Origin of the sequence: Catonella sp. (assembly GCF_052169795.1) — a bacterium.
In the GTDB taxonomy this organism is placed as follows: domain Bacteria; phylum Bacillota; class Clostridia; order Lachnospirales; family Lachnospiraceae; genus Catonella.
In genome coordinates, this window is sequence record NZ_JBQNBU010000002.1 from 24766 (window position 1) to 43156 (window position 18391).

Annotated in this window: 18 protein-coding genes; 3 read left to right on the forward strand and 15 right to left on the reverse strand. The window is 37.0% G+C overall.

The annotated features are described in order from the left end of the window. Positions 1–31 precede the first annotated feature (31 nt). The 6 genes from ACTTKP_RS00465 to ACTTKP_RS00490 form a co-directional block, all read right to left on the reverse strand. Positions 32–415: a hypothetical protein gene (locus tag ACTTKP_RS00465; protein ID WP_442551939.1), complete on the reverse strand. Its 384-nt coding sequence runs from the start codon at positions 413–415 to the stop codon at positions 32–34. 2 nt (positions 416–417) lie between these two features. Next, the gene (locus ACTTKP_RS00470) at positions 418–1242 is read right to left on the reverse strand and encodes a flagellar hook-basal body protein (protein WP_442551940.1); all 825 of its coding nucleotides are present in this window, start codon (positions 1240–1242) and stop codon (positions 418–420) included. An 18-nt stretch (positions 1243–1260) separates the two neighbouring features. Further along, positions 1261–2037 (reverse strand): flagellar hook-basal body protein, encoded by a 777-nt coding sequence (locus tag ACTTKP_RS00475; RefSeq protein ID WP_442551941.1) that lies wholly within the window; start codon positions 2035–2037, stop codon positions 1261–1263. A 79-nt stretch (positions 2038–2116) separates the two neighbouring features. After that, complete coding sequence (gene mreB, locus ACTTKP_RS00480; protein ID WP_442551942.1) at positions 2117–3112, reverse strand: rod shape-determining protein MreB; 996 nt, start codon at positions 3110–3112, stop codon at positions 2117–2119. Positions 3113–3235: 123 nt separating this feature from the next. Beyond that, positions 3236–4264: a ribonucleotide-diphosphate reductase subunit beta gene (locus tag ACTTKP_RS00485; protein WP_442551943.1), complete on the reverse strand. Its 1029-nt coding sequence runs from the start codon at positions 4262–4264 to the stop codon at positions 3236–3238. A gap of 69 nt (positions 4265–4333) precedes the next feature. Then, positions 4334–6625, reverse strand: a complete 2292-nt coding sequence (locus ACTTKP_RS00490) for a ribonucleoside-diphosphate reductase subunit alpha (protein WP_442551944.1) — start codon at positions 6623–6625, stop codon at positions 4334–4336. Between the two features lie 272 nt (positions 6626–6897). On the opposite strand from ACTTKP_RS00490, the gene ACTTKP_RS00495 reads away from it, so the two are divergent. Further along, complete coding sequence (locus ACTTKP_RS00495) at positions 6898–7380, forward strand: hypothetical protein (protein WP_442551945.1); 483 nt, start codon at positions 6898–6900, stop codon at positions 7378–7380. A gap of 71 nt (positions 7381–7451) precedes the next feature. Here the strand turns inward: ACTTKP_RS00495 and ACTTKP_RS00500 are convergent, their stop codons facing one another. After that, positions 7452–8669 (reverse strand): iron-containing alcohol dehydrogenase, encoded by a 1218-nt coding sequence (locus tag ACTTKP_RS00500; protein ID WP_442551946.1) that lies wholly within the window; start codon positions 8667–8669, stop codon positions 7452–7454. 406 nt (positions 8670–9075) lie between these two features. Between ACTTKP_RS00500 and udk the strand changes: the two genes are divergently transcribed. Beyond that, positions 9076–9693: a uridine kinase gene (gene udk, locus ACTTKP_RS00505; protein ID WP_442551947.1), complete on the forward strand. Its 618-nt coding sequence runs from the start codon at positions 9076–9078 to the stop codon at positions 9691–9693. Here the strand turns inward: udk and ACTTKP_RS00510 are convergent. The 4 genes from ACTTKP_RS00510 to ACTTKP_RS00525 form a co-directional block, all read right to left on the reverse strand. Continuing rightward, on the reverse strand, positions 9683–9934 hold the full coding sequence (locus ACTTKP_RS00510) for a GIY-YIG nuclease family protein (RefSeq protein ID WP_442551948.1): 252 nt from the start codon (positions 9932–9934) through the stop codon (positions 9683–9685). The two genes, udk and ACTTKP_RS00510, sit on opposite strands and share 11 nt — an antisense overlap. Before the next feature lie 187 nt (positions 9935–10121). After that, positions 10122–11528 carry a sodium-dependent transporter gene (locus ACTTKP_RS00515; protein ID WP_442551949.1) on the reverse strand — a complete coding sequence of 469 codons (1407 nt, stop codon included), beginning with the start codon at positions 11526–11528 and terminating at the stop codon, positions 10122–10124. Positions 11529–11783: 255 nt separating this feature from the next. Further along, entirely contained in the window at positions 11784–11975 is a 192-nt protein-coding gene (locus tag ACTTKP_RS00520) for a YjfB family protein (RefSeq protein ID WP_442551950.1), read from the reverse strand. A 12-nt stretch (positions 11976–11987) separates the two neighbouring features. Then, positions 11988–13409 (reverse strand): leucyl aminopeptidase, encoded by a 1422-nt coding sequence (locus tag ACTTKP_RS00525; RefSeq protein ID WP_442551951.1) that lies wholly within the window; start codon positions 13407–13409, stop codon positions 11988–11990. A 335-nt stretch (positions 13410–13744) separates the two neighbouring features. Between ACTTKP_RS00525 and ACTTKP_RS00530 the strand changes: the two genes are divergently transcribed. Continuing rightward, positions 13745–14131 carry a desulfoferrodoxin family protein gene (locus tag ACTTKP_RS00530; RefSeq protein WP_035041164.1) on the forward strand — a complete coding sequence of 129 codons (387 nt, stop codon included), beginning with the start codon at positions 13745–13747 and terminating at the stop codon, positions 14129–14131. A 141-nt stretch (positions 14132–14272) separates the two neighbouring features. Here the strand turns inward: ACTTKP_RS00530 and ACTTKP_RS00535 are convergent, their stop codons facing one another. From ACTTKP_RS00535 to ACTTKP_RS00550, 4 genes are all read right to left on the reverse strand, one after another. Beyond that, positions 14273–14401, reverse strand: coding sequence for a hypothetical protein (locus ACTTKP_RS00535; protein WP_442551952.1), 129 nt, complete (start codon positions 14399–14401; stop codon positions 14273–14275). A 210-nt stretch (positions 14402–14611) separates the two neighbouring features. Then, the gene (locus ACTTKP_RS00540; protein ID WP_442551953.1) at positions 14612–15538 is read right to left on the reverse strand and encodes a ketopantoate reductase family protein; all 927 of its coding nucleotides are present in this window, start codon (positions 15536–15538) and stop codon (positions 14612–14614) included. A 30-nt stretch (positions 15539–15568) separates the two neighbouring features. Further along, positions 15569–16648 carry a LacI family DNA-binding transcriptional regulator gene (locus ACTTKP_RS00545; protein WP_442551954.1) on the reverse strand — a complete coding sequence of 360 codons (1080 nt, stop codon included), beginning with the start codon at positions 16646–16648 and terminating at the stop codon, positions 15569–15571. 14 nt (positions 16649–16662) lie between these two features. Beyond that, a complete protein-coding gene (locus ACTTKP_RS00550) occupies positions 16663–18171 on the reverse strand; it encodes a sulfatase-like hydrolase/transferase (RefSeq protein WP_442551955.1) in 1509 nt (502 codons plus the stop codon). Between the last annotated feature and the right edge of the window lie 220 nt (positions 18172–18391).

Below are 18391 nucleotides of genomic sequence, written 5' to 3' on the forward strand. Positions count from 1 at the left end.
ACCATATGCAGGCATCTATTCTACATCCATTTTACTTTTCAGAACTCTCACCAGCAGTTTCCGGTTTAGTAATATTTCTTTTCATAGATTCATAAAGCATCTTTGCTATGCCCAAATCCGTATTCTCTGTCAATAATTCAGCCTTATACTTGATAAAGCTGTCATTAAACATAGCCATATATTCATTGTCTTTCTCAGAATCTACTCCATCAATATGGGATATTTCTTCCATCTTAGCCATAACCTGCTCTACCATATAAGCCTCAAAAGATTTGCAGGCCTTCATTAATTCTTCATCTTCAGAATTATTTTCGGCTTTTCTTACTGAATCGGTAAGCTTTTTAGTTGTCATACCGGCAGCTGTATTTTCCATAAGTCCATTGTAATAATTATTATTTATAGAAAGAAAATCCATTGTTACCTCCTCAGGTTATTAGCCTGTTCAAGCATTTCATCTGAAGCTGTTATAGCCTTTGAATTGAGCTGATATGCCCTTTGCGTAACTATCATATTTACCATTTCATCGGCTGCAGATACATTGGAGGCTTCAAGGTATCCGGATTTAATAAGACTCTTGCTAAGGCCTGTATCTGTTTCTTCACTCCTTGCCTCTCCTGAAGCCGGAGTCTCATAATAAAGACTTCCGCCACTTCTACTTAAACCAGCAGGATTATTAAACTGATAAAGTGCTATCTTTCCAAGGTTTTCATGCTTAGTTGAGCCTGCCTTCTTATCATCTACTCTGCGAAGTACATTACCCGCTGTATCTATGCTTATGTCCTTAGGATCCCAAGAACTGTCTATTTTAATAGGTGTTCCCTTAGTGCTGAGAACAGGATTACCATCTGAATTGGTAAGCTCCCAACCACCTTCAACAGCCGAAAGGCCAAAATGTCCGTTCCTAGTGTATGCTGTTTTTTCTCCTATTTTTACCGAAAAAAAACCATTCCCCTGAATAAAAAGATCCAGCTTTTCTTCTGTATCTAGGGCTGCACCCTGTGTAAATTTAGCAGTCACCGAAGCATTACGAACTCCAAGACCTACCTGTACACCAACAGGCTTTGGATTACCCTCACTGTCAGTCGATTTAGCTTTTAACTGCTGATAAAGCAAAGATTTAAACTCCATGCTCTGAGTCTTAAATCCTGTTGTATTTATATTAGCTATATTGTTTGAAATAGTATCAAGATTCATCTGCTGCGCCATCATTCCCGATGCAGCACTCCATAACGACCTAAGCATTATTATCCTCCTTTAGCCTTAACCGATTCTACCTACTGAATTAACTGCTGTTTCCATAATTTTATCTGAACTCTGAATCATTTTCTGTCCTGCTTCATAAGCCCTTGTTATAGTTATAAGATTTACCATTTCACGCACTGAGTTTACATTTGACTGTTCTATATAGCCTTGCAAAACCTGTGCTTCTGACTCTTTCTCCACAGCTCCATCTACAGTCTTATATAGATTGTCTCCAAACTTTTCTATATAGTCATAGCTTTCAAAATCAACTACTTTTATCTTATCTATAACCTGATTATTAATAGAAACTGTTCCATCTGTACCTATGGAAATATTTTCAGAATCCACCGGAACTTGCAGCACACCACCCTCTGTTCTAAGCTGATTTCCATATACATCAGTCACATGACCATCCTTAGTCAGCCTAAAATTACCATCTCTAGTATATTTAGTAGACTCATTTCCATTCTTATCTACAAATCTAACTGCAAAAAAACCTTTTCCGGAAAGTGCTAAATCATATTTCCCTGCAGTATCTCTAAGAGCTCCCTGGGAATAGTCGGTAAATACCTCGCCAACCTTCACTCCAAGACTCATCTGACCTATGCTATGGTCATTAAAAGCTTCAGATACATCTCTTATCTTAATTCCTAAAACCTTATCAAATGACTGGCTCGAAGAACTTTCCATCTTAAATCCGGCTGTAGTTGCATTAGCAAGGTTATTGGTCATTATATCCATTCTTCTCTGTTCATTAACCATGCCTGTATAGGCAGTGTAAAGGCTTCTTAGCATTTAAGTTCCTCCATCTTTGAGTAATTTTTCCTTTATATAAATATATCGACAATTATCAAATAAAACTTAACTCTTATTATTACTTAAAACCGGTGGTATTACTTAAAAATTCTACAAACTTTCCTGTACCTATCGCAACACAGTTCATAGGGTTTTCTGCTGTCATAGTATTTATTCCTGTTTTAGATTCAAGAAGCTGCTCCATCCCCCAAAGCAAGGCTCCTCCACCCGTCAGCACTATTCCCCTGTCAGCTATATCTGCCGCAAGTTCCGGTGGAGTCTTCTCCAGTACCTGATGTACAGAATCTATTATCTGTTTACAAGGAAGTTCCAATGCTTCAAGTGTCTCATCGGATGTCACTGTAATTGTATTTGGAAGACCGGTAAGCAGATTTCTACCCCTTACATCCAAGGTTACAAGTTCCGGACGCTTAAAGGCTGAACCGATTTTTATCTTAATCTCTTCTGCCGTCATCTCACCTATCAGAAGATTGTGTTTTTTACGCATATATTTCATAATTGCATCATCAAAATCATCCCCTGCAATCTTTACAGAAGAACTCACAACAGAGCCGCCCAACGAAATTACAGCTACATCACAGGTACCGCCTCCGATATCCACTATCATATTTCCACAAGGCTTTGAGATATCTATACCTGCTCCGATAGCTGCTGCAATAGGCTCTTCTATAATGGCAACTTCTCTTGCACCTGAATTGTAAGTAGCTTCTTCAACTGCACGCTTCTCAACCTCAGTAGCAGCCGAAGGTATACATACACTTATTCTCGGTTTCCTGAAAAATCTCTTACCGCCTGCCTTCTGTAGAAAATATTTCATCATTTTCTCAGTTACATCATAATCTGAAATAACTCCCTGTCTCAAAGGACGGATTGCCATAATATTACCCGGTGTCCTTCCAAGCATAAATCTTGCTTCTTCACCTATTGCCTTTACCTTCTTTGTATCTCTGTCAATAGCCACTACTGAAGGCTCTTTTAATACTACTCCCTTACCCTTTATATAAACCAGCACACTTGCTGTACCTAAATCAATTCCAATATCACTGCCAAGCATAAAATAAAGCTCCTTTCCTACTCCACTATATATAATAAATTAAACATTATAATCATTTTAAAGTCATGCTAATCTATTATAACCTTTTCTATTAAAAAAAGATAGTAGGAATTTTTAATTATCCTATTCCAATGAATCAAAATCAAAAGCCGCTGCCTTGGTATAGTTTGTTACCTTTGCTTCAAAGAAATCTGTCTTTGTGGCATTCAGATTTGAAAAACTTTCTATCCAAGCCATTGGATTCTCGGTAATTTCAGGAAACCACACAGGAAGACCTATGGCCCTTAATCTAAGATTTGAAAGGTACTTAATATACCTCTCTATCAACTCATTATTTATACCTAAAATCTCATTATTAGTCACATACTGCCCCCACTCTATTTCATTTAAAGTGCCAACCTTAACCATTTCCCTCAGTTCCTCTTTAAGCTCATCAGTAAAAATCTCAGGATTTTCCTTCATAAGCTCCCTTAAAATATTCTGGAAAAGCACCAAATGGGTAATCTCATCCCTGTTTATATATTTGAAAATGGTACTTGTAGCTGTCATCTTGCCCTGTCTTGCAAGGGTATAGAAAAAGCTGAAACCGCTGTAAAAATAAATACCTTCAAGGATGTAGTTAGCCATTACCGAACGCACAAAGTTCTCTGTGCTTGGATCATCCGAAAACCTCTGATACATATCGGCAATGAACTTATTTCTGCTAAATAAAATCGGATCTTCACGCCATTCATCATAAATCTTATCCCTTGTTACAGGGTTAGTCACAGTGTCAAGTATGTAAGAATAACTCTGTGCATGGATTTCCTCCTGAAATGCCTGAATATTAAGCAAAGAAGAAACTTCTGCAGCTGTTATATACCTTGCCAGATGAGGCAGATTCTCACACTGAATTGAGTCAAGAAAGTTAAGAAAGGAAATAATCTTGTCAAAAGCCTTCCTCTCTCCTGCAGTCAGATATGAAAACTGCTTTACATCCTCACCAAGCGAGATTTCCTCAGGTATCCAGAAGTTATTGAGCATGGTACGATACATAACATTTGCCCAGTCATATTTTATACGGTTCCACTCACGAAGATTGGTTGTATTACCATTTAATATGCCTTCAGTTCCTCTTTTTCCAAGTTCATTAAAAATTTTCTTCTTATCCATCTTATCTCCATTCCATTACTGCCAACCTTTTGCATAAATATCAGCTAAAATACCGAATAATACTATCTATCAGCTTGAACAGCTTGTACACTCATCCATTTCAAGCGACCTGTTTCTTACATAATAAATTGTTTTGATACCTGCTTTATGAGCCTCTACATACATATCCAGTATATCCTTCGCCTTAACCTCAGGTGTAATATAGAGGTTAAAAGACTGTGCCTGATCTATATGTCTTTGCCTTGCCGCACAGGCTCTTATTGACCAAAGCTGGTTAATATAATGTGCTTCTTTATAATACCAGAATGTCTCGTCATTTAGCTCAGGAGCAGTCTTAGGCGTAAAGCTTCCCTTCTTTTCTTCCACAAAAAACTTCTTAAATATAGGATCAATTCCGGCTGTAGTTCCTGCTATATTGGATGTGCTTCCGGTAGGGGCAACCGCCATCAAATAGCCGTTTCTAAGCCCATACTTCATTACATCTTTCTTTAATTCCTGCCACCTTTTGCTTACATAGCCTCTTTCGTCAAAATACTCTCCTGTCTGCCACTTCGAGCCTTCAAACTCAGCATAAGCTCCTTTTTCTTTGGCAAGCTCCATAGAAGCCTTAATAGCATTATAAGCTATTTCTTCAAAAAGTCTGTCCGCCTCTTCAATATGTTTTTCATTTTCCCAAGCTATAGCATTTTTAGCAAGATAATGATGATACCCGCTCACACCAAGCCCTATTGCCCTGTATTTTAGTGAAGTTACCTTTGCATCTGCTACCGGAAACATATTTAATGTAATTACATTGTCAAGCATTCTTATCTGTAAAGGCACATTTTCTTTAAGCTCTTCAAAGGTAACATTGCCGAGATTTACCGAGTTAAGGTTACAGGTTACCATATCCCCCGATTTAACTGTTGTGACTATCTTTGTTTCACCGTTTTCTGTAATAATTTCCTCAGAAACATACTTTGTTTCACTCATATTCTGAGCTATCTCGTGGCAAAGGTTTGAACCGTAAATCATGCCTGAGTGGCTGTTTGGATTTGCCCTGTTTACCGTATCTCTAAAGAAAATGAATGGAGTACCGGTTTCTACCGCACTTTTCATTATTTTTTTCATTATATCAAGAGCCGGAACAGTTATTTTTGTAAGTCTGTTATCATTTTCACAAAGTTTATATCTTTCTGAAAATTCTTTATGTTTTTCATCTTTATCGTAGTAATCTTCCAAAGAAAATCCCATAAGCTTTTCAACTTCATGTGGATCAAAAAGACTGAATTCCTGTCTGTTTATAAGCCTTTCCATAAAAATATCCGGTATGCTTATAGCAGGGAAAATATCATGAGCCTTTCTTCTGTCATCACCGTTGTTGGTTCTAAGGTCTATAAATTCATACAAATCCTTATGCCAGATATCAAGGGTAATGGAAGCACCGCCTTTTCTTCTTCCAAGCTGGTCTACCGCAACAGCTGTGTCATTGTAAAGTCTAACCCAAGGAATAACACCACCTGAAGCATTGTTATATCCTCTTATATCACTGCCAAGACTTCTGACCTTGCCAAGATAAATCCCGAGTGCACCTCCATGCTTAGATACTTTGGAAAACTTGGAGTTTACATCATAAATCGACCATAAATTATCAGAAACTGTGCTTATAAAGCAGCTTGAGAGCTGATTAAAGGTCGTTCCCGCATTTGCAAGAGTCGGAGTAGCCACCGTCATTTTAAGTTTACTAAGCAAATCATAAAAAGCCTTAGCATAGTACACCTTATCTTCTTCTACACTTGCAAGATGCATAGCTATTGCCATAAATCTTTCCTGAGGAAGCTCCATTACTTCTCCATCCCTGCCATGTACAAGGTAGCGGTCTGCAAGCAACTTCACTCCTTCATAATTAAAAAGGAAGTCTCTTTCCGGTTTTATATAGTCAGACAGTTCTCTTCTTTCGGCTTCTGTATACTTTGTAATAAAATCCTCTGTGTAGATTCCTCTCTCGACTAACATTTCTATAAGTTTTGTAAAATCACCATAACCAAAAGTCTTATAATTGCGGCTTATTTTAGCCTCTTTGTAAAGGTCAAACAAAAACAGCCTTGCAGCCACATTCTGCCATTTGCTGTTCATCCTGTTAAGTCCGCCGCCGTTTTCACTCTGTTCATTTACAATAACCTTCTCGATAGCAGAACGAATGAGCACCTGCTGAATTTCTTTGGTGCTCATTCCATTTTTAAACTGAATCTTGGAATCCATTTCAAGCTCCATAGGATCACAACCGTCAAGCCCTTCACAGGCAAGGGCTACCATCTTTTTAGTCTTTTCAACGCAAAGATTCTCATATTTTCCATTACGCTTCTTTATCAAAATGTCCATATATATTGTGCTTCCTTTTCTATTAAAATACTACATTTTGATATTATAGACTAAGAAAAGGAGTTTGTAAACTGCTGAAATCATTAATATATCTATGTATATTTTGCCATAAAGACCAATAGTGATGTAAAAACTTAACCTATCCAAAAATATTTATTACAATAGTCGGAAGAAAAATTGCCACAAAATGAAATGGGAGTAGCATATTTTAATGAATAGTGGTATAATTTATCTGAAATTATTTGAATTAATAACGAAGACAGGAGGTAATTATGAATAATAAAAATGAATTTAAGGACATTGCAAAAAAAATAGGTTTTGCCGGCATAGGTGCTGTTGCAGTAGCTGCTGAAGCTGCCGGTAAAATGTTAGATAAGCTTTCTGAAAAAGGTGAACAGGTTACAACTGAGAGCAAAATCATTAATGAGGGAAAAAAGGCTGTCAAAGATTTTAAAGAAAATGTAAGCAAGAGCCAAGCAAAAAAAGCTATGGAAGCTGTTGTTGATATGACAAAGGAAGAGCGTGAGGCTCTTCGCAAAAAACTTGATGAGTTTGAAGCAGAGATTGAAAAAGCTGTAGGTGATGTAGCCGACACGGAAGATAACGAAAATGAAGATGATATTGAAGTAGAATTCTATAATGATCTAAAATCTGAAGCCTGTGAATCCTGCTCAGAACAGGACAAATCTGACAAAGAAAAGGATTCCTGTGCAGAAGAGCACACCTGCTGCTGCAACGAGAATAAAGAACAATAGGTAAACATTAAAAGAACCCGACATATGCCGGGTTCTCTTTTTTTATATTTTCATTTACAAAGAAGCAATTATTAGAAATCAACTTCTGTATCATAGTAGCAGCACTTAAGAAGTTTTTCCATCTCTTCCTGCTTAGGCTGTCTTGGGTTAGATCCTGTACAAGCATCAGCAATTGCATTCTTAGCAATCTCAGGAAGTCTCTCAAGGAAGATGTTCTCAGGTACAAAACTCTTCTCAGCAGGGAAGCTGTCTGCACCGTAAGTACCGATTCCGTGAGGAATTCTAAGGCTGTCATTCATTCCTCTTAAGTACTTAATAAGGTTAGCAATCTTCTCACCTTCAGAAGCACCACCAATTCCCATATAATCTGAAATATATGCATATCTCTTAGCTGCTGTAGCATCCTTAGCATTGAAAGCAATTACCTTTGGAAGATACATTGCATTGGCAGCACCATGGATGATGTGTGCGCCCTGATCCTCAAATACAGCCCCTGTCTTATGTGCCATAGAGTGAACTATACCAAGGAGAGCATTGGAGAATGCCATACCTGCAAGACACTGTGCATTGTGCATTCTTGCTCTTGCATCCTTATCACCCTTATAAGAATCAACAAGGTCAGCTTTAATCATTGTCATTGCATGAAGCGCAAGCGGATCTGTATAATCACAGTTCGCTGTAGATACATAAGCCTCAATAGCATGTGTAAGAGCATCCATACCTGTATGTGCAACGAGCTTATCAGGCATTGTTTCAGCAAGGTCAGGATCTACAATAGCTATATCAGGAGTGATTTCAAAGTCAGCTATAGGATATTTGATACCCTTTGAGTAATCTGTAATAATTGAAAATGCTGTAACTTCAGTAGCTGTACCTGATGTTGAAGGAATGGCACAGAAATGAGCTTTCTTTCTAAGTTCAGGTATACCGAATACCTTACACATATCTTCAAAAGTACATTCAGGATGCTCATACTTAATCCACATAGCCTTAGCAGCATCGATAGGTGAACCGCCACCCATAGCTACTATCCAGTCAGGCTCGAACTTAAGCATAGCTTCAGCACCACGCATAACTGTCTCCACGGAAGGATCCGGCTCGATTCCCTCAAAAAGTTCAACCTCCATGCCTGCTTCTTTAAGATAATTTACCGCTCTGTCAAGGAAGCCGAATTTCTTCATCGCACTTCCGCCCACACAGACGATAGCCTTCTTTCCTTTAAGGTTCTTAAGGTTTTCTAATGAACCCTTTCCATGATAAAGGTCTCTTGGTAATGTAAATCTTGCCATTTTTAATTTCCTCCTAAAATTTTATTTGAAGATTGTTTGTTTAAAATAACAATCTTTGACTTTTTTTAACAATCTCTATTATATACTTTTTTAGGGGAAAAGCAAATGCTTTTAGTAATAATTTACAATTAATTCACAAATTTTTGTGCTAATTTGATAATGAAAACCAGTTTCTTTACTTTTTATCATCATAATCTGATCCTCTAAAATCTCTTTCTACTATAATATGATCCTCCTAGCATAGTATACTCTAAATCCAATTTACTGCTCCTTTATACCTCTTCATTAACTATATTTATACTTTATTTCATAACTTGTTTTTTGAAATTTACACTGCTATTTCATTTGACATATGCCATTACTTATAGTAAATTTTAAGAAACATCTGTATTTAAAAGGAGATAGTATGAACAAACCCTGTATAGTAGGAATAGCCGGTGGAAGTGCTTCCGGCAAAACAACAATAGTAAATAAGATTAAAGCCTCATTTGGTGACAACATCCTTGTAATAAGTCATGATTCTTATTATAAGGCTCATGATAATCTCAGCTATGATGAACGCACCAGGCTTAATTATGACCATCCCGATTCATTTGATACCGATCTTATGGTAAGAGACCTCAAAGAACTTATAGCAGGCAGAGAAGCCGACATACCTGTTTATGATTTTTCAATCCATAACAGGACCGACTCCACCACCCATGTATTTCCAAAAAATGTAATTATCGCAGAAGGTATCCTCATTCTTGCAAATAAAGAGTTAAGAGACCTTATGGATATAAAAGTTTTTGTAGATACGGATGCGGATGAAAGACTTTTAAGAAGAATAAAACGAGATGTAACCGAAAGAGCCAGAACCATTGATTCTATTATCAACCAGTATCAACAGACGGTTAAACCTATGCACGAACAGTTTGTGGAACCTTCCAAGAAATATGCTGATATCATCATACCAAGAGGCGGTGAAAACTCAACAGGAATTACTATTCTTACTGAGCATATAAAGCAGATGCTCACTTTGTAAATTTACCAATCATCTCTTCTTTTTCTTTCCTTGTAAGCCTGTGTTTTATATACCATTCTCTCTTCATTGCACTGCTTTTATCTTCAAAAATTTCTTTATAAACCAGCTTACAAGGAGTTCTTCCTCTTGTATATTTAGCTCCCTTTCCCTCATTATGTTCTTCAACTCTTTTCTCAACATCAGTTGTAAATCCTGTATAATAAGTGTTATCTGAACATAATAAAATGTATATATAGTACATCATTCTTCTCCTTTTTAAGTTGTACCCGTACACACATCACACATAATCTATGCAATAAAATTTCTCTAACGCAAGTTATAAATCTCTCGTAGAAATTTAATGCTCAACAAATAATTTTAGAGAAATTTCTCATTAAAATAAAGCACCCGCCAAATGACAGATGCTTTATTTTAACACACAAATTTCATTATTTCCAACCAAGAATTCCAAATATTCCTGTAGACTGCAAGAACAAAATTCCCATCATCACAGGAGCAATGTATTTTACCATAATTTCATATACTCTTTTTTTGTGGAAGGCTGCACCATTTTCAAGCATTTCCTCTTCAATCCAAGAAGGCTTAACTACCCATCCGATAAAAATACAGGTTAAAAGGGATATAAGAGGCATAAGAAAACTATTGCTTATATAATCTGCTATATCAAGAAGCTGTCCTGTAGAGCCATTTGGCAGCGGAGCTTCAAAATACAGAACATTATATCCAAGGCAAATAAGTATGGCTGTTATTATGCTAAATACCGCAACTCCAATACACACCTTTTTTCTGCCTGCATGGAAAATTTCCATACAATTTGCAACCAAAGTTTCCATAATAGAGATACAGGATGTAAGTGCCGCAAATACTACCATTATAAAAAACAGTATTCCAACAAACTTACCGGCTCCCCCCATTGCTGCAAAAACTTTTGGAAGTGAAATAAACATAAGACTAGGTCCTGAACCCATTCCCTCCATTCCAAAGAATACAAACACCGCAGGAATTATCATCATACCCGCTATCAGTGCAACACCTGTATCAAAAATCTCAATCTGAGTTATTGATTTTTCCAAATGTGTTTCCTTCTTCACATAAGAGCCGTATGTTATCATAATTCCCATAGATACACTTAAAGAAAAGAATAACTGGCTCATCACATCAAGAAGAATATTTAAAAACTTTGATAGGGTCAATCCCTCAAAGTTAGGGGTTAGATAAACTTTCAATCCATCTATACCATTTCTGGTAACTCCTGAAGCATCAGTATTTTTTAAAGTGAGTGAGAATATTGCAATGCCAATTATAAGCAACAAAAGCCCCGGCATAACAAATTTTGAAAACTGCTCAATGCCTTTTTCTACCCCCCTGTACACTATCCATATAGTTACAAGAAGGAAGATTAGCATAAATATTATCGGAGATACCTCTGAAGTAATAAATCCTGTAAAATATCCGTCAGACGCTATCTCCAAGCCATCAGTTACCACATAATCAAAAAGATACTTTGTTATCCATCCGCCAATTACTGAATAATATGTCATTATAAGTGCAGGTACCAAAAATGTCAGTTTTCCAAGAAAACTCCATTTAGGCGAAATGCTTCCGAAAGCCTGTAAGGCATTTTTTCTGGTCTTTCTTCCTATTGCTATATCCGTAGTAAGTAAGGTAAAACCGAAGGTCAATACTAAAATTAAATATACTAATATGAACAAACCTCCGCCATCCTTAGCTGCAAGATAAGGAAATCTCCAAATATTCCCCACTCCTACCGCACTGCCTGCTGCTGCCAGAATAAAACCCAGACTTCCACTAAAACTTACTTTTTTTTTCTCCATACATTTTCCTCTCGCTTTTAATTTGTAAAGTCCTTATATAATACATGTTTTTCTTCAATATTTCCAGTAGGTTTACTATGATAAAAATGTATAGCTGATAAAAGTATTTAAGATATTCTAACCTATATTATTTTACACCTTAAGTTCCTGTCTCTGATTTATTCAACTATCAGTATAACTGCAACCATATGTTTATAATATAAATTTGCCTATACGAAAGTAAACTTTCATATAGGCAAATTATAACTAAATATCTTAAAGCTTTACATCTACATTATTTCCAAGATGAGGCTGCACAGATTTTTCCATCATCTTTATCATCTCATTTCCTAAAGTTTCATTCACATCCATATTCTGCTTCATTACTGCGGTACTTACTTCTGTCATTGTCTTTGCCATAGCCATATCCGTTGAAAGAGATGCTATGCTCATTGATAAACCATCCATATTAACCTCCTTTTATTCCGTAAGAGCATAATAAAGGCTCTTAACCATAACTCCTGTTGCACCCTCTCCTACATATCCATAAGCTTTCTCTACACCTGCTGTTCCTGCTATGTCTACATGAATCCAAGGTATTTCTTTTGCAAGAAAAGAACCTACAAAAAGTCCGGCAGTCATCATTCCACCATACTTTCCTCCGGTATTTTTAATATCAGCTACCTTAGATTCATTCATCTTTTTATAATATTCAGTGGAAGGCATCTTCCAAATCATTTCTCCCGCTCTCTCATTTCCTGCCAAAAGTTTGGCAAAAAATTCGTCATTATTAGTTATAGCTCCACTCACCTGCTCACCAAGTGCTATAGCACAAGCACCTGTAAGAGTAGCTAAATCAATGAGCTTTGTTGCACCAAGATTATTAGTAGCATAATAAACAGCATCTGCAAGAGTAAGTCTTCCCTCTGCATCTGTATTTATTATCTCAATAGTCTTGCCGCTCATAGAGCCAATTATATCTCCATTCCTGTAACCATCACCTGAAATCATATTTTCACAAGCTGCAACTACAGCCACCACATTAACTTCGGCTTTAAGACTTGAAAGTGCATTCATTGCACCAATTACAGTACCTGCTCCACCCATATCCATGTGCATAGTTACCATTCCCGTAGCAGGCTTAATTGCATAGCCGCCACTATCATAGGTCAGTCCCTTGCCGACAAGCGCTATCCTTTCATCTGATTCCGGATTATTGTAATATTCCATAACAATCAGCTTTGGCTCTTTTGAGCTTGCTCTGGCAACACTTAAAAAGGCTTCCATCTTAAGTTCTTCAATTTCTTTTTTACCATATATAGTAACTTTCACTCCATTTTTTTCAAGCCTCTCTTTAGCTATATCGGCTAAAGTCTCCGGATAAATTACATTTGCAGGCTGATTTATAAGATCTCTTGCTAAAAAAATTGACTCAATAAGCTTTTCAGCCTCATTTATTCCCTTCTCAGCCCTATGCTCTTTGCCCGGGATAGGATTATAGTTCACCATAATTTCCGGCACAGCTTTTCTTTCTGACTTAAACTTATCAAACCTATAGGTAGCCTGCAACATTCCCTCTGCAATAGCCTCTGCAAGCTTATAATTGCACAAGTTATTTAACTTAGGAATATTCAACTCCACTTCATCAATCTTATGTTTTAATAATACCTCAGCAACTTTAAAAAAAGTTCTCCGAAGCATATCAAACTCAATTTCTGATTCTTTTCCAAGACCAATTAGCAACAAACTCTCAAAACTGCTATTCATAGAAAAATAAACCTCTTCCGGCTTACCTGCAAATACTTCTTTCTCCGACAAAGACTTCAAAAAATCTGTATCTAATCTGTCTTCAAATACTAATTCAGCCTTTACTCCACCGTTTTTTCCAATATTAAATTTCATGTACCCTCCTAAATCTTTTCATTAATTAATATAGAATTGTTTCTAACAATTCCTGTATAGATATTTTATTACTTATAACTATCTTACCATACTTGTCAAGTCCATAACATAAACTTTTCATATATAAACTCACCTGACATCAGCTTTTATCCAAAATAAAAATATTTATTTTTCACCTAGACAAAACGAATTGTGTGTGATATAATTTGATAAAACCTAACAGAGTGGCTTTTTAAAAAATTTTGGTAAATTGAGTTGACTTTTTATGGTTTAAGTATAATATTAAATTGAGCAATATTTTGGCTCATATCAAACAATACAAGGAGGATTTAATAATGGAGAATTTAGGATTTTATGTCTGTAAGGATTGCGACTTTGAGGTACAGGTAATTAGAAAGGGTGACCACGAGCATGAGCACAAACTTTTCTCAGAGGAGCTTAAGTATTTAAAGCCAAACTCAAAGGAAGCTGCTGTTGAGAAGCATGTACCTGAGGTTAGCGTTGACGGCGATACAATCAATGTTGTTGTAGGTAGTGTAGTTCATCCAATGACAGAAGAGCATAATATTGAATGGGTATATGTTGAGACTGAAAAGGGCGGACAGATGAAGCATTTTAAGGCTACTGACGAGCCAAAGGCTGTTTTCAAGATAGTTGATGACAAGGCTCTCAGAGTATATGCATACTGCAACCTTCATGGACTTTGGGTTAAAGAGCTGTAAGTAAATTTTAGTAAATTTTAAGCCTGTAATAAGAAACTGATTGATATAATATCAATATCTAACTTATTACAGGCTTTTAACTTTTATTAAACTCCCGAATTGATTTTATCTACCATTTCGGTGTTTTAAAATTTATATTACTTAAATCCCCATCACATATACCTGGCAAGGATTCCATTCATCCCAAAGCGTAGGAAATATCTCAAATTCTTTAAATCCGAGCGAAAGATAAAAACAGTTAGTCTCATCATACTCTTTATATTTTCCCATCTGAACTGTTTTTACCTACATAAAGGAATCTTCTTTATTACCTGAGCCGGAATCTGTTGGTATGTCAGCAGTTTATCACAAGTCAGGTTTTTACTGCTATTGATACAGGATTGCTCCGGTTTCACCTTCCCAAATCCTTACAGTACCTATAAAGTATGTAATATTTCATACAGCTTGTCAATATTTTTTCGCACTCACATCTTTTCTTAACTATTTGTAGTCAAACTTCCCATCATTCTTTTCTTCAAGAGCTTTAATTGCATGGAAGATGAATTCATTATAAGGTGTTGGAATATCCAGTTCTTTTCCCATTCTTACAACAGCCCCCGCAAACATATCGATCTCTGTGTGTCTGCCTGCATCAATATCCTGCAAGGTAGAATATCTGGCTCTGTCAGCCACCTTGCTTCCTACAGGCGTACTTTTGCAAAGTGAAAAATCAATTCCTTTTGCTTTTGCAATTTCTTCAACTTCTTCTCTGACTTTTTTTCTCAGAAATCCCAAATGTTCACTATCCCTGTAAGCTCCTACCCCACAGCCTATGATAGCCTGAATCTGGTTATTGGCTACATTCAGCCGAAATTTATTCCATATTTCATGTAAAATAACATCAGAGGAAGCGTGATGAAGTCCTGCTTTCCCGAATAGCTCTGCAAGTGCTTCCACTCTTTCACTACCTCTGTTTAAGTCTTTTTCACCGTAAATAATTCCAATGGTAGTCTCAGGATCAAATACAACTGAATTTCCTTCTCTTTCTGCCGCTACCTTAATGAGAGAATAAATTATATGCTCTTCTCCTATCTTCTCAGCAATGATGTCCTCACTCTCCACACCGTTCATAAGGCTCATAACCATGGTATTCTTATCTACCATCTTTTCAATATCAGAAAGAGCCGGTCTTAAAGAATTGTATTTTACAGTTACAATCAGAAGGTCTACACCCTTTGCTTCTTCGGGTGTTTTTATAATTGGGTGATATTCCTTCCCGTTTATAGTAAAACCTTCTTTTTCATACCTTGATTTTCTCTCTCCTTCAGCTATGACATACAGCTCAATATCAGTTTTTTTAGACAAGCCCCATAACAAATATGAGCCAACTGCACCCAAGCCTAAAATTGCTACAGAATTTATTTTCATACATTATCTCCTTGAAATTACAATTAAGGATTATCCCAGTCGGTTCGTACTGTCCCTCTCAATCAATTTTGTTGTAAATACCTTTTCTGTTTCCTGCCTTTGTAAAGTGCCGTTTCTTGCACCTTGATTCATACTTTCGATTAACTCAATAGCTGCCCTGCTCATCTCCTCCTTTTGCTGCTCAATTGTTGTTATGCTTGGGGTTATCAAGCGTGAAATACTGGAATTGTCTACTCCCAAAATCATGATATCATTCGGAATTTTTCTGCCAAGAGTTTGGGCAATTTGAGAGGCAGTGGCCGCCAATCTGTCATTTCTGGTAAAAACTGCGTCAACCTGGTGGTTCTTTGCCAAATATTTTGCAAATTCTTCCTGCCATAAATCTTCATCAAAACCGATAAAAGTCTGTTCTAAGATTTTCTCATCTGTCAGTCCATGTCTCTTGCCAACCTCCTGAAAAGCCAAAAATCTGATATCCTTTTGCAAGTCTCTTTTTTTCAGAGGTTCAGCTAAGTAGACTATATTTTTTGCTCCTTTTTTCCAAAGCGTTTCTAAGCCCTCCTCAACTCCTTTATACAGTCCTGAATCAATAGTAGCCACTCCGTCAGGGATCTGTTCATATTTTTTTGTCAGAAACAATACTACAGGAGTTCCTGCCTGGGCAATTTGATTTATATATTCTGTTTTAAATCCTGCCGAATTTATAATAATGCCATCAAACTGGCTGTTAATAACCCTTCCCAGGTAGGAATCAACATTGTGATATTTACAAAGTGATACCAAATAACCTTTATCATAAGCGTATTTATCTAATTGGTACAGAATCTCACCAAAAAATTCATCAATTACTATATCAGTAATCAGCAATATCTGACGGCTGGTTTTTTTACGCAAAGCTCTGGCAATCACATTCGGATGATAATTCAGCTCCGCTACAGCCTTTTTTACCCGCTCACGTTTTTCTGCCGCCACATATCGATTGTTATTTAACACATAGGACACTATGGTTTCACTGACACCCGCATATTTGGCAACATCAGCCCGGGTTACTCTTAAATTTTTCTTTTTTTCCCCATCCTGTCCATCAGTTCCTTTAGAATTTGGCTTCATACTGTTCCTTCCATTTAATATTTCCGGTTATATTCCACAATCGGTAATCCGGTTGAATAACCGTATTCACCAACTTCTCCATCTTCTCTGTGACGGCTTCTGGAGTATCCCCCACAATCCCACGATACCTTTTGCCTATCTTTCCTCCATGGTCTCTTCTCCCAATAATATCCCCTAAGCGGATCACGGGTTTCATTCTGCCAGTCAAGCAATAAATCGTGCAACTGATTACGTATTGATTCACAATTAGGATCGTCAATTAAATTGTGCATTTCATTATAATCTTCCTCCAGATTATAAAGTTCGTCCTGAGTCATCAGGTTTATTGTTAATTTCCATTTACCTTTGACTACACAGCGTACCGGCTGGAATCCCCCCCAACCGTCATGATCCACCTCATATCTGTTAAACTCAACGAATACCGGTCTGCCCTCTTTTTGTCCGGTAATTTCTTTATCTGTAAGGCTGTTTAACAGGCTTTCACCTTCCAGGCTCTTTGGCTGTGGTAAACCATAGAAATCTAAAATTGTAGGTACAATATCTATATGAGAAACCGGCATTTGAGTAGTAATCCCCGCTTCAATCTTATTCTTCCAGCGTGCAATCAAAGGAATATTTGTAATTTCTTCATACATTGCAGGGCCTTTAGCATGTATTCCGTGAGAACCTTGTGAATCACCATGGTCTGATGTATACAATACCAATGCCTCTTCAGCGTTTTTCTCAGCCGCCTCAAGTACTCGTCCTATCTGAGAATCAATAAAAGAATTTGAACCCAAAAGCCCTACAGCAAAGCCATCTCCTTTACCTCCCTGAATTTCCAAGAATTTTTCATGCCATACCTGAATATGTTCAGGAAGCTTTGAGAAATTCATCTGCTGATTTGGTTTCTGTAAATATGGCTGATAAAACGGTTCATAAAATGACTTTGGCGATAAGAACGGATGGTGAGGTTCATCATAGGATACGACTAAAAAATAATCCTCATCCTTGTACTTTTCCATAAAGTCCAAAGCCCTCTTGGTACAGCGGTATCCATATGTAAATTCTTCACCGATTCCTTCTCCCTCCAGAGCTGTATCAAGTGTACGGGAGCGTGCTCTGTCTTCATCACTCTCCAATTCATCCAGATAGTTGCGCATATCATACCAATAGTTTTCATCCCAGCCATCCGGACAGATTCCGTCACCGAAGTAATCTCCGCCATCCAAATGCCATTTACCGATATAGGCCGCATGAATTCCTGCCTTGCTGAGACGCTGTCCTATGGTCAGGCTTTGCTGCGACAATGCCATACAGTTACCTAACATTCCATTAGTATGAGGATAGGTACCTGTAAACAAACCTGCCCTTGCCGGTCCGCATACCGGCTGTGTGGTATAAGCCGACTGAAAAGCCAGTCCCTGATCACACAAACGGTCAAGGCAAGGTGTATGCATGTTCTCTCCCCTCTCATTGCAACGGCTGATCATATCACGCCTTTGACTATCTGTCATAATTAGAATAAACTGTTTCTTTACCATTGTTACCTCCGTTTTTCTACACTTTCATTTCTGTCTATATGTACACACGAGTGTATATTGTCGTAAAAAATAAAGCAATAGACTGTTCTTATTTTTTTATAAAAACAGTCTATCACATTTAGTTAAAAAATACAATATTTTATAAATATTATTATATTTATTTGTTATTTTGACAAATCTTTAACACATCAAATGTAACCCATCCATCATTTTGATAGTA

Bases quoted from the DNA above. Each gene is read 5' to 3' on its own strand.
- ACTTKP_RS00510 (WP_442551948.1), bottom strand. From the start codon at position 9,934: ATGTACTATATATACATTTTATTATGTTCAGATAACACTTATTATACA.
- ACTTKP_RS00530 (WP_035041164.1), top strand. From the start codon at position 13,745: ATGGAGAATTTAGGATTTTATGTCTGTAAGGATTGCGACTTTGAGGTA.
- ACTTKP_RS00470 (WP_442551940.1), bottom strand. From the start codon at position 1,242: ATGCTTAGGTCGTTATGGAGTGCTGCATCGGGAATGATGGCGCAGCAG.
- ACTTKP_RS00525 (WP_442551951.1), bottom strand. From the start codon at position 13,409: ATGAAATTTAATATTGGAAAAAACGGTGGAGTAAAGGCTGAATTAGTA.
- ACTTKP_RS00535 (WP_442551952.1), bottom strand. From the start codon at position 14,401: ATGGGAAAATATAAAGAGTATGATGAGACTAACTGTTTTTATCTTTCG.
- udk (WP_442551947.1), top strand. From the start codon at position 9,076: ATGAACAAACCCTGTATAGTAGGAATAGCCGGTGGAAGTGCTTCCGGC.
- ACTTKP_RS00545 (WP_442551954.1), bottom strand. From the start codon at position 16,648: ATGAAGCCAAATTCTAAAGGAACTGATGGACAGGATGGGGAAAAAAAG.
- ACTTKP_RS00485 (WP_442551943.1), bottom strand. From the start codon at position 4,264: ATGGATAAGAAGAAAATTTTTAATGAACTTGGAAAAAGAGGAACTGAA.
- ACTTKP_RS00520 (WP_442551950.1), bottom strand. From the start codon at position 11,975: ATGGATGGTTTATCAATGAGCATAGCATCTCTTTCAACGGATATGGCT.
- ACTTKP_RS00515 (WP_442551949.1), bottom strand. From the start codon at position 11,528: ATGGAGAAAAAAAAAGTAAGTTTTAGTGGAAGTCTGGGTTTTATTCTG.
- ACTTKP_RS00465 (WP_442551939.1), bottom strand. From the start codon at position 415: ATGGATTTTCTTTCTATAAATAATAATTATTACAATGGACTTATGGAA.
- ACTTKP_RS00495 (WP_442551945.1), top strand. From the start codon at position 6,898: ATGAATAATAAAAATGAATTTAAGGACATTGCAAAAAAAATAGGTTTT.
- ACTTKP_RS00500 (WP_442551946.1), bottom strand. From the start codon at position 8,669: ATGGCAAGATTTACATTACCAAGAGACCTTTATCATGGAAAGGGTTCA.
- ACTTKP_RS00475 (WP_442551941.1), bottom strand. From the start codon at position 2,037: ATGCTAAGAAGCCTTTACACTGCCTATACAGGCATGGTTAATGAACAG.
- ACTTKP_RS00550 (WP_442551955.1), bottom strand. From the start codon at position 18,171: ATGGTAAAGAAACAGTTTATTCTAATTATGACAGATAGTCAAAGGCGT.
- mreB (WP_442551942.1), bottom strand. From the start codon at position 3,112: ATGCTTGGCAGTGATATTGGAATTGATTTAGGTACAGCAAGTGTGCTG.
- ACTTKP_RS00490 (WP_442551944.1), bottom strand. From the start codon at position 6,625: ATGGACATTTTGATAAAGAAGCGTAATGGAAAATATGAGAATCTTTGC.
- ACTTKP_RS00540 (WP_442551953.1), bottom strand. From the start codon at position 15,538: ATGAAAATAAATTCTGTAGCAATTTTAGGCTTGGGTGCAGTTGGCTCA.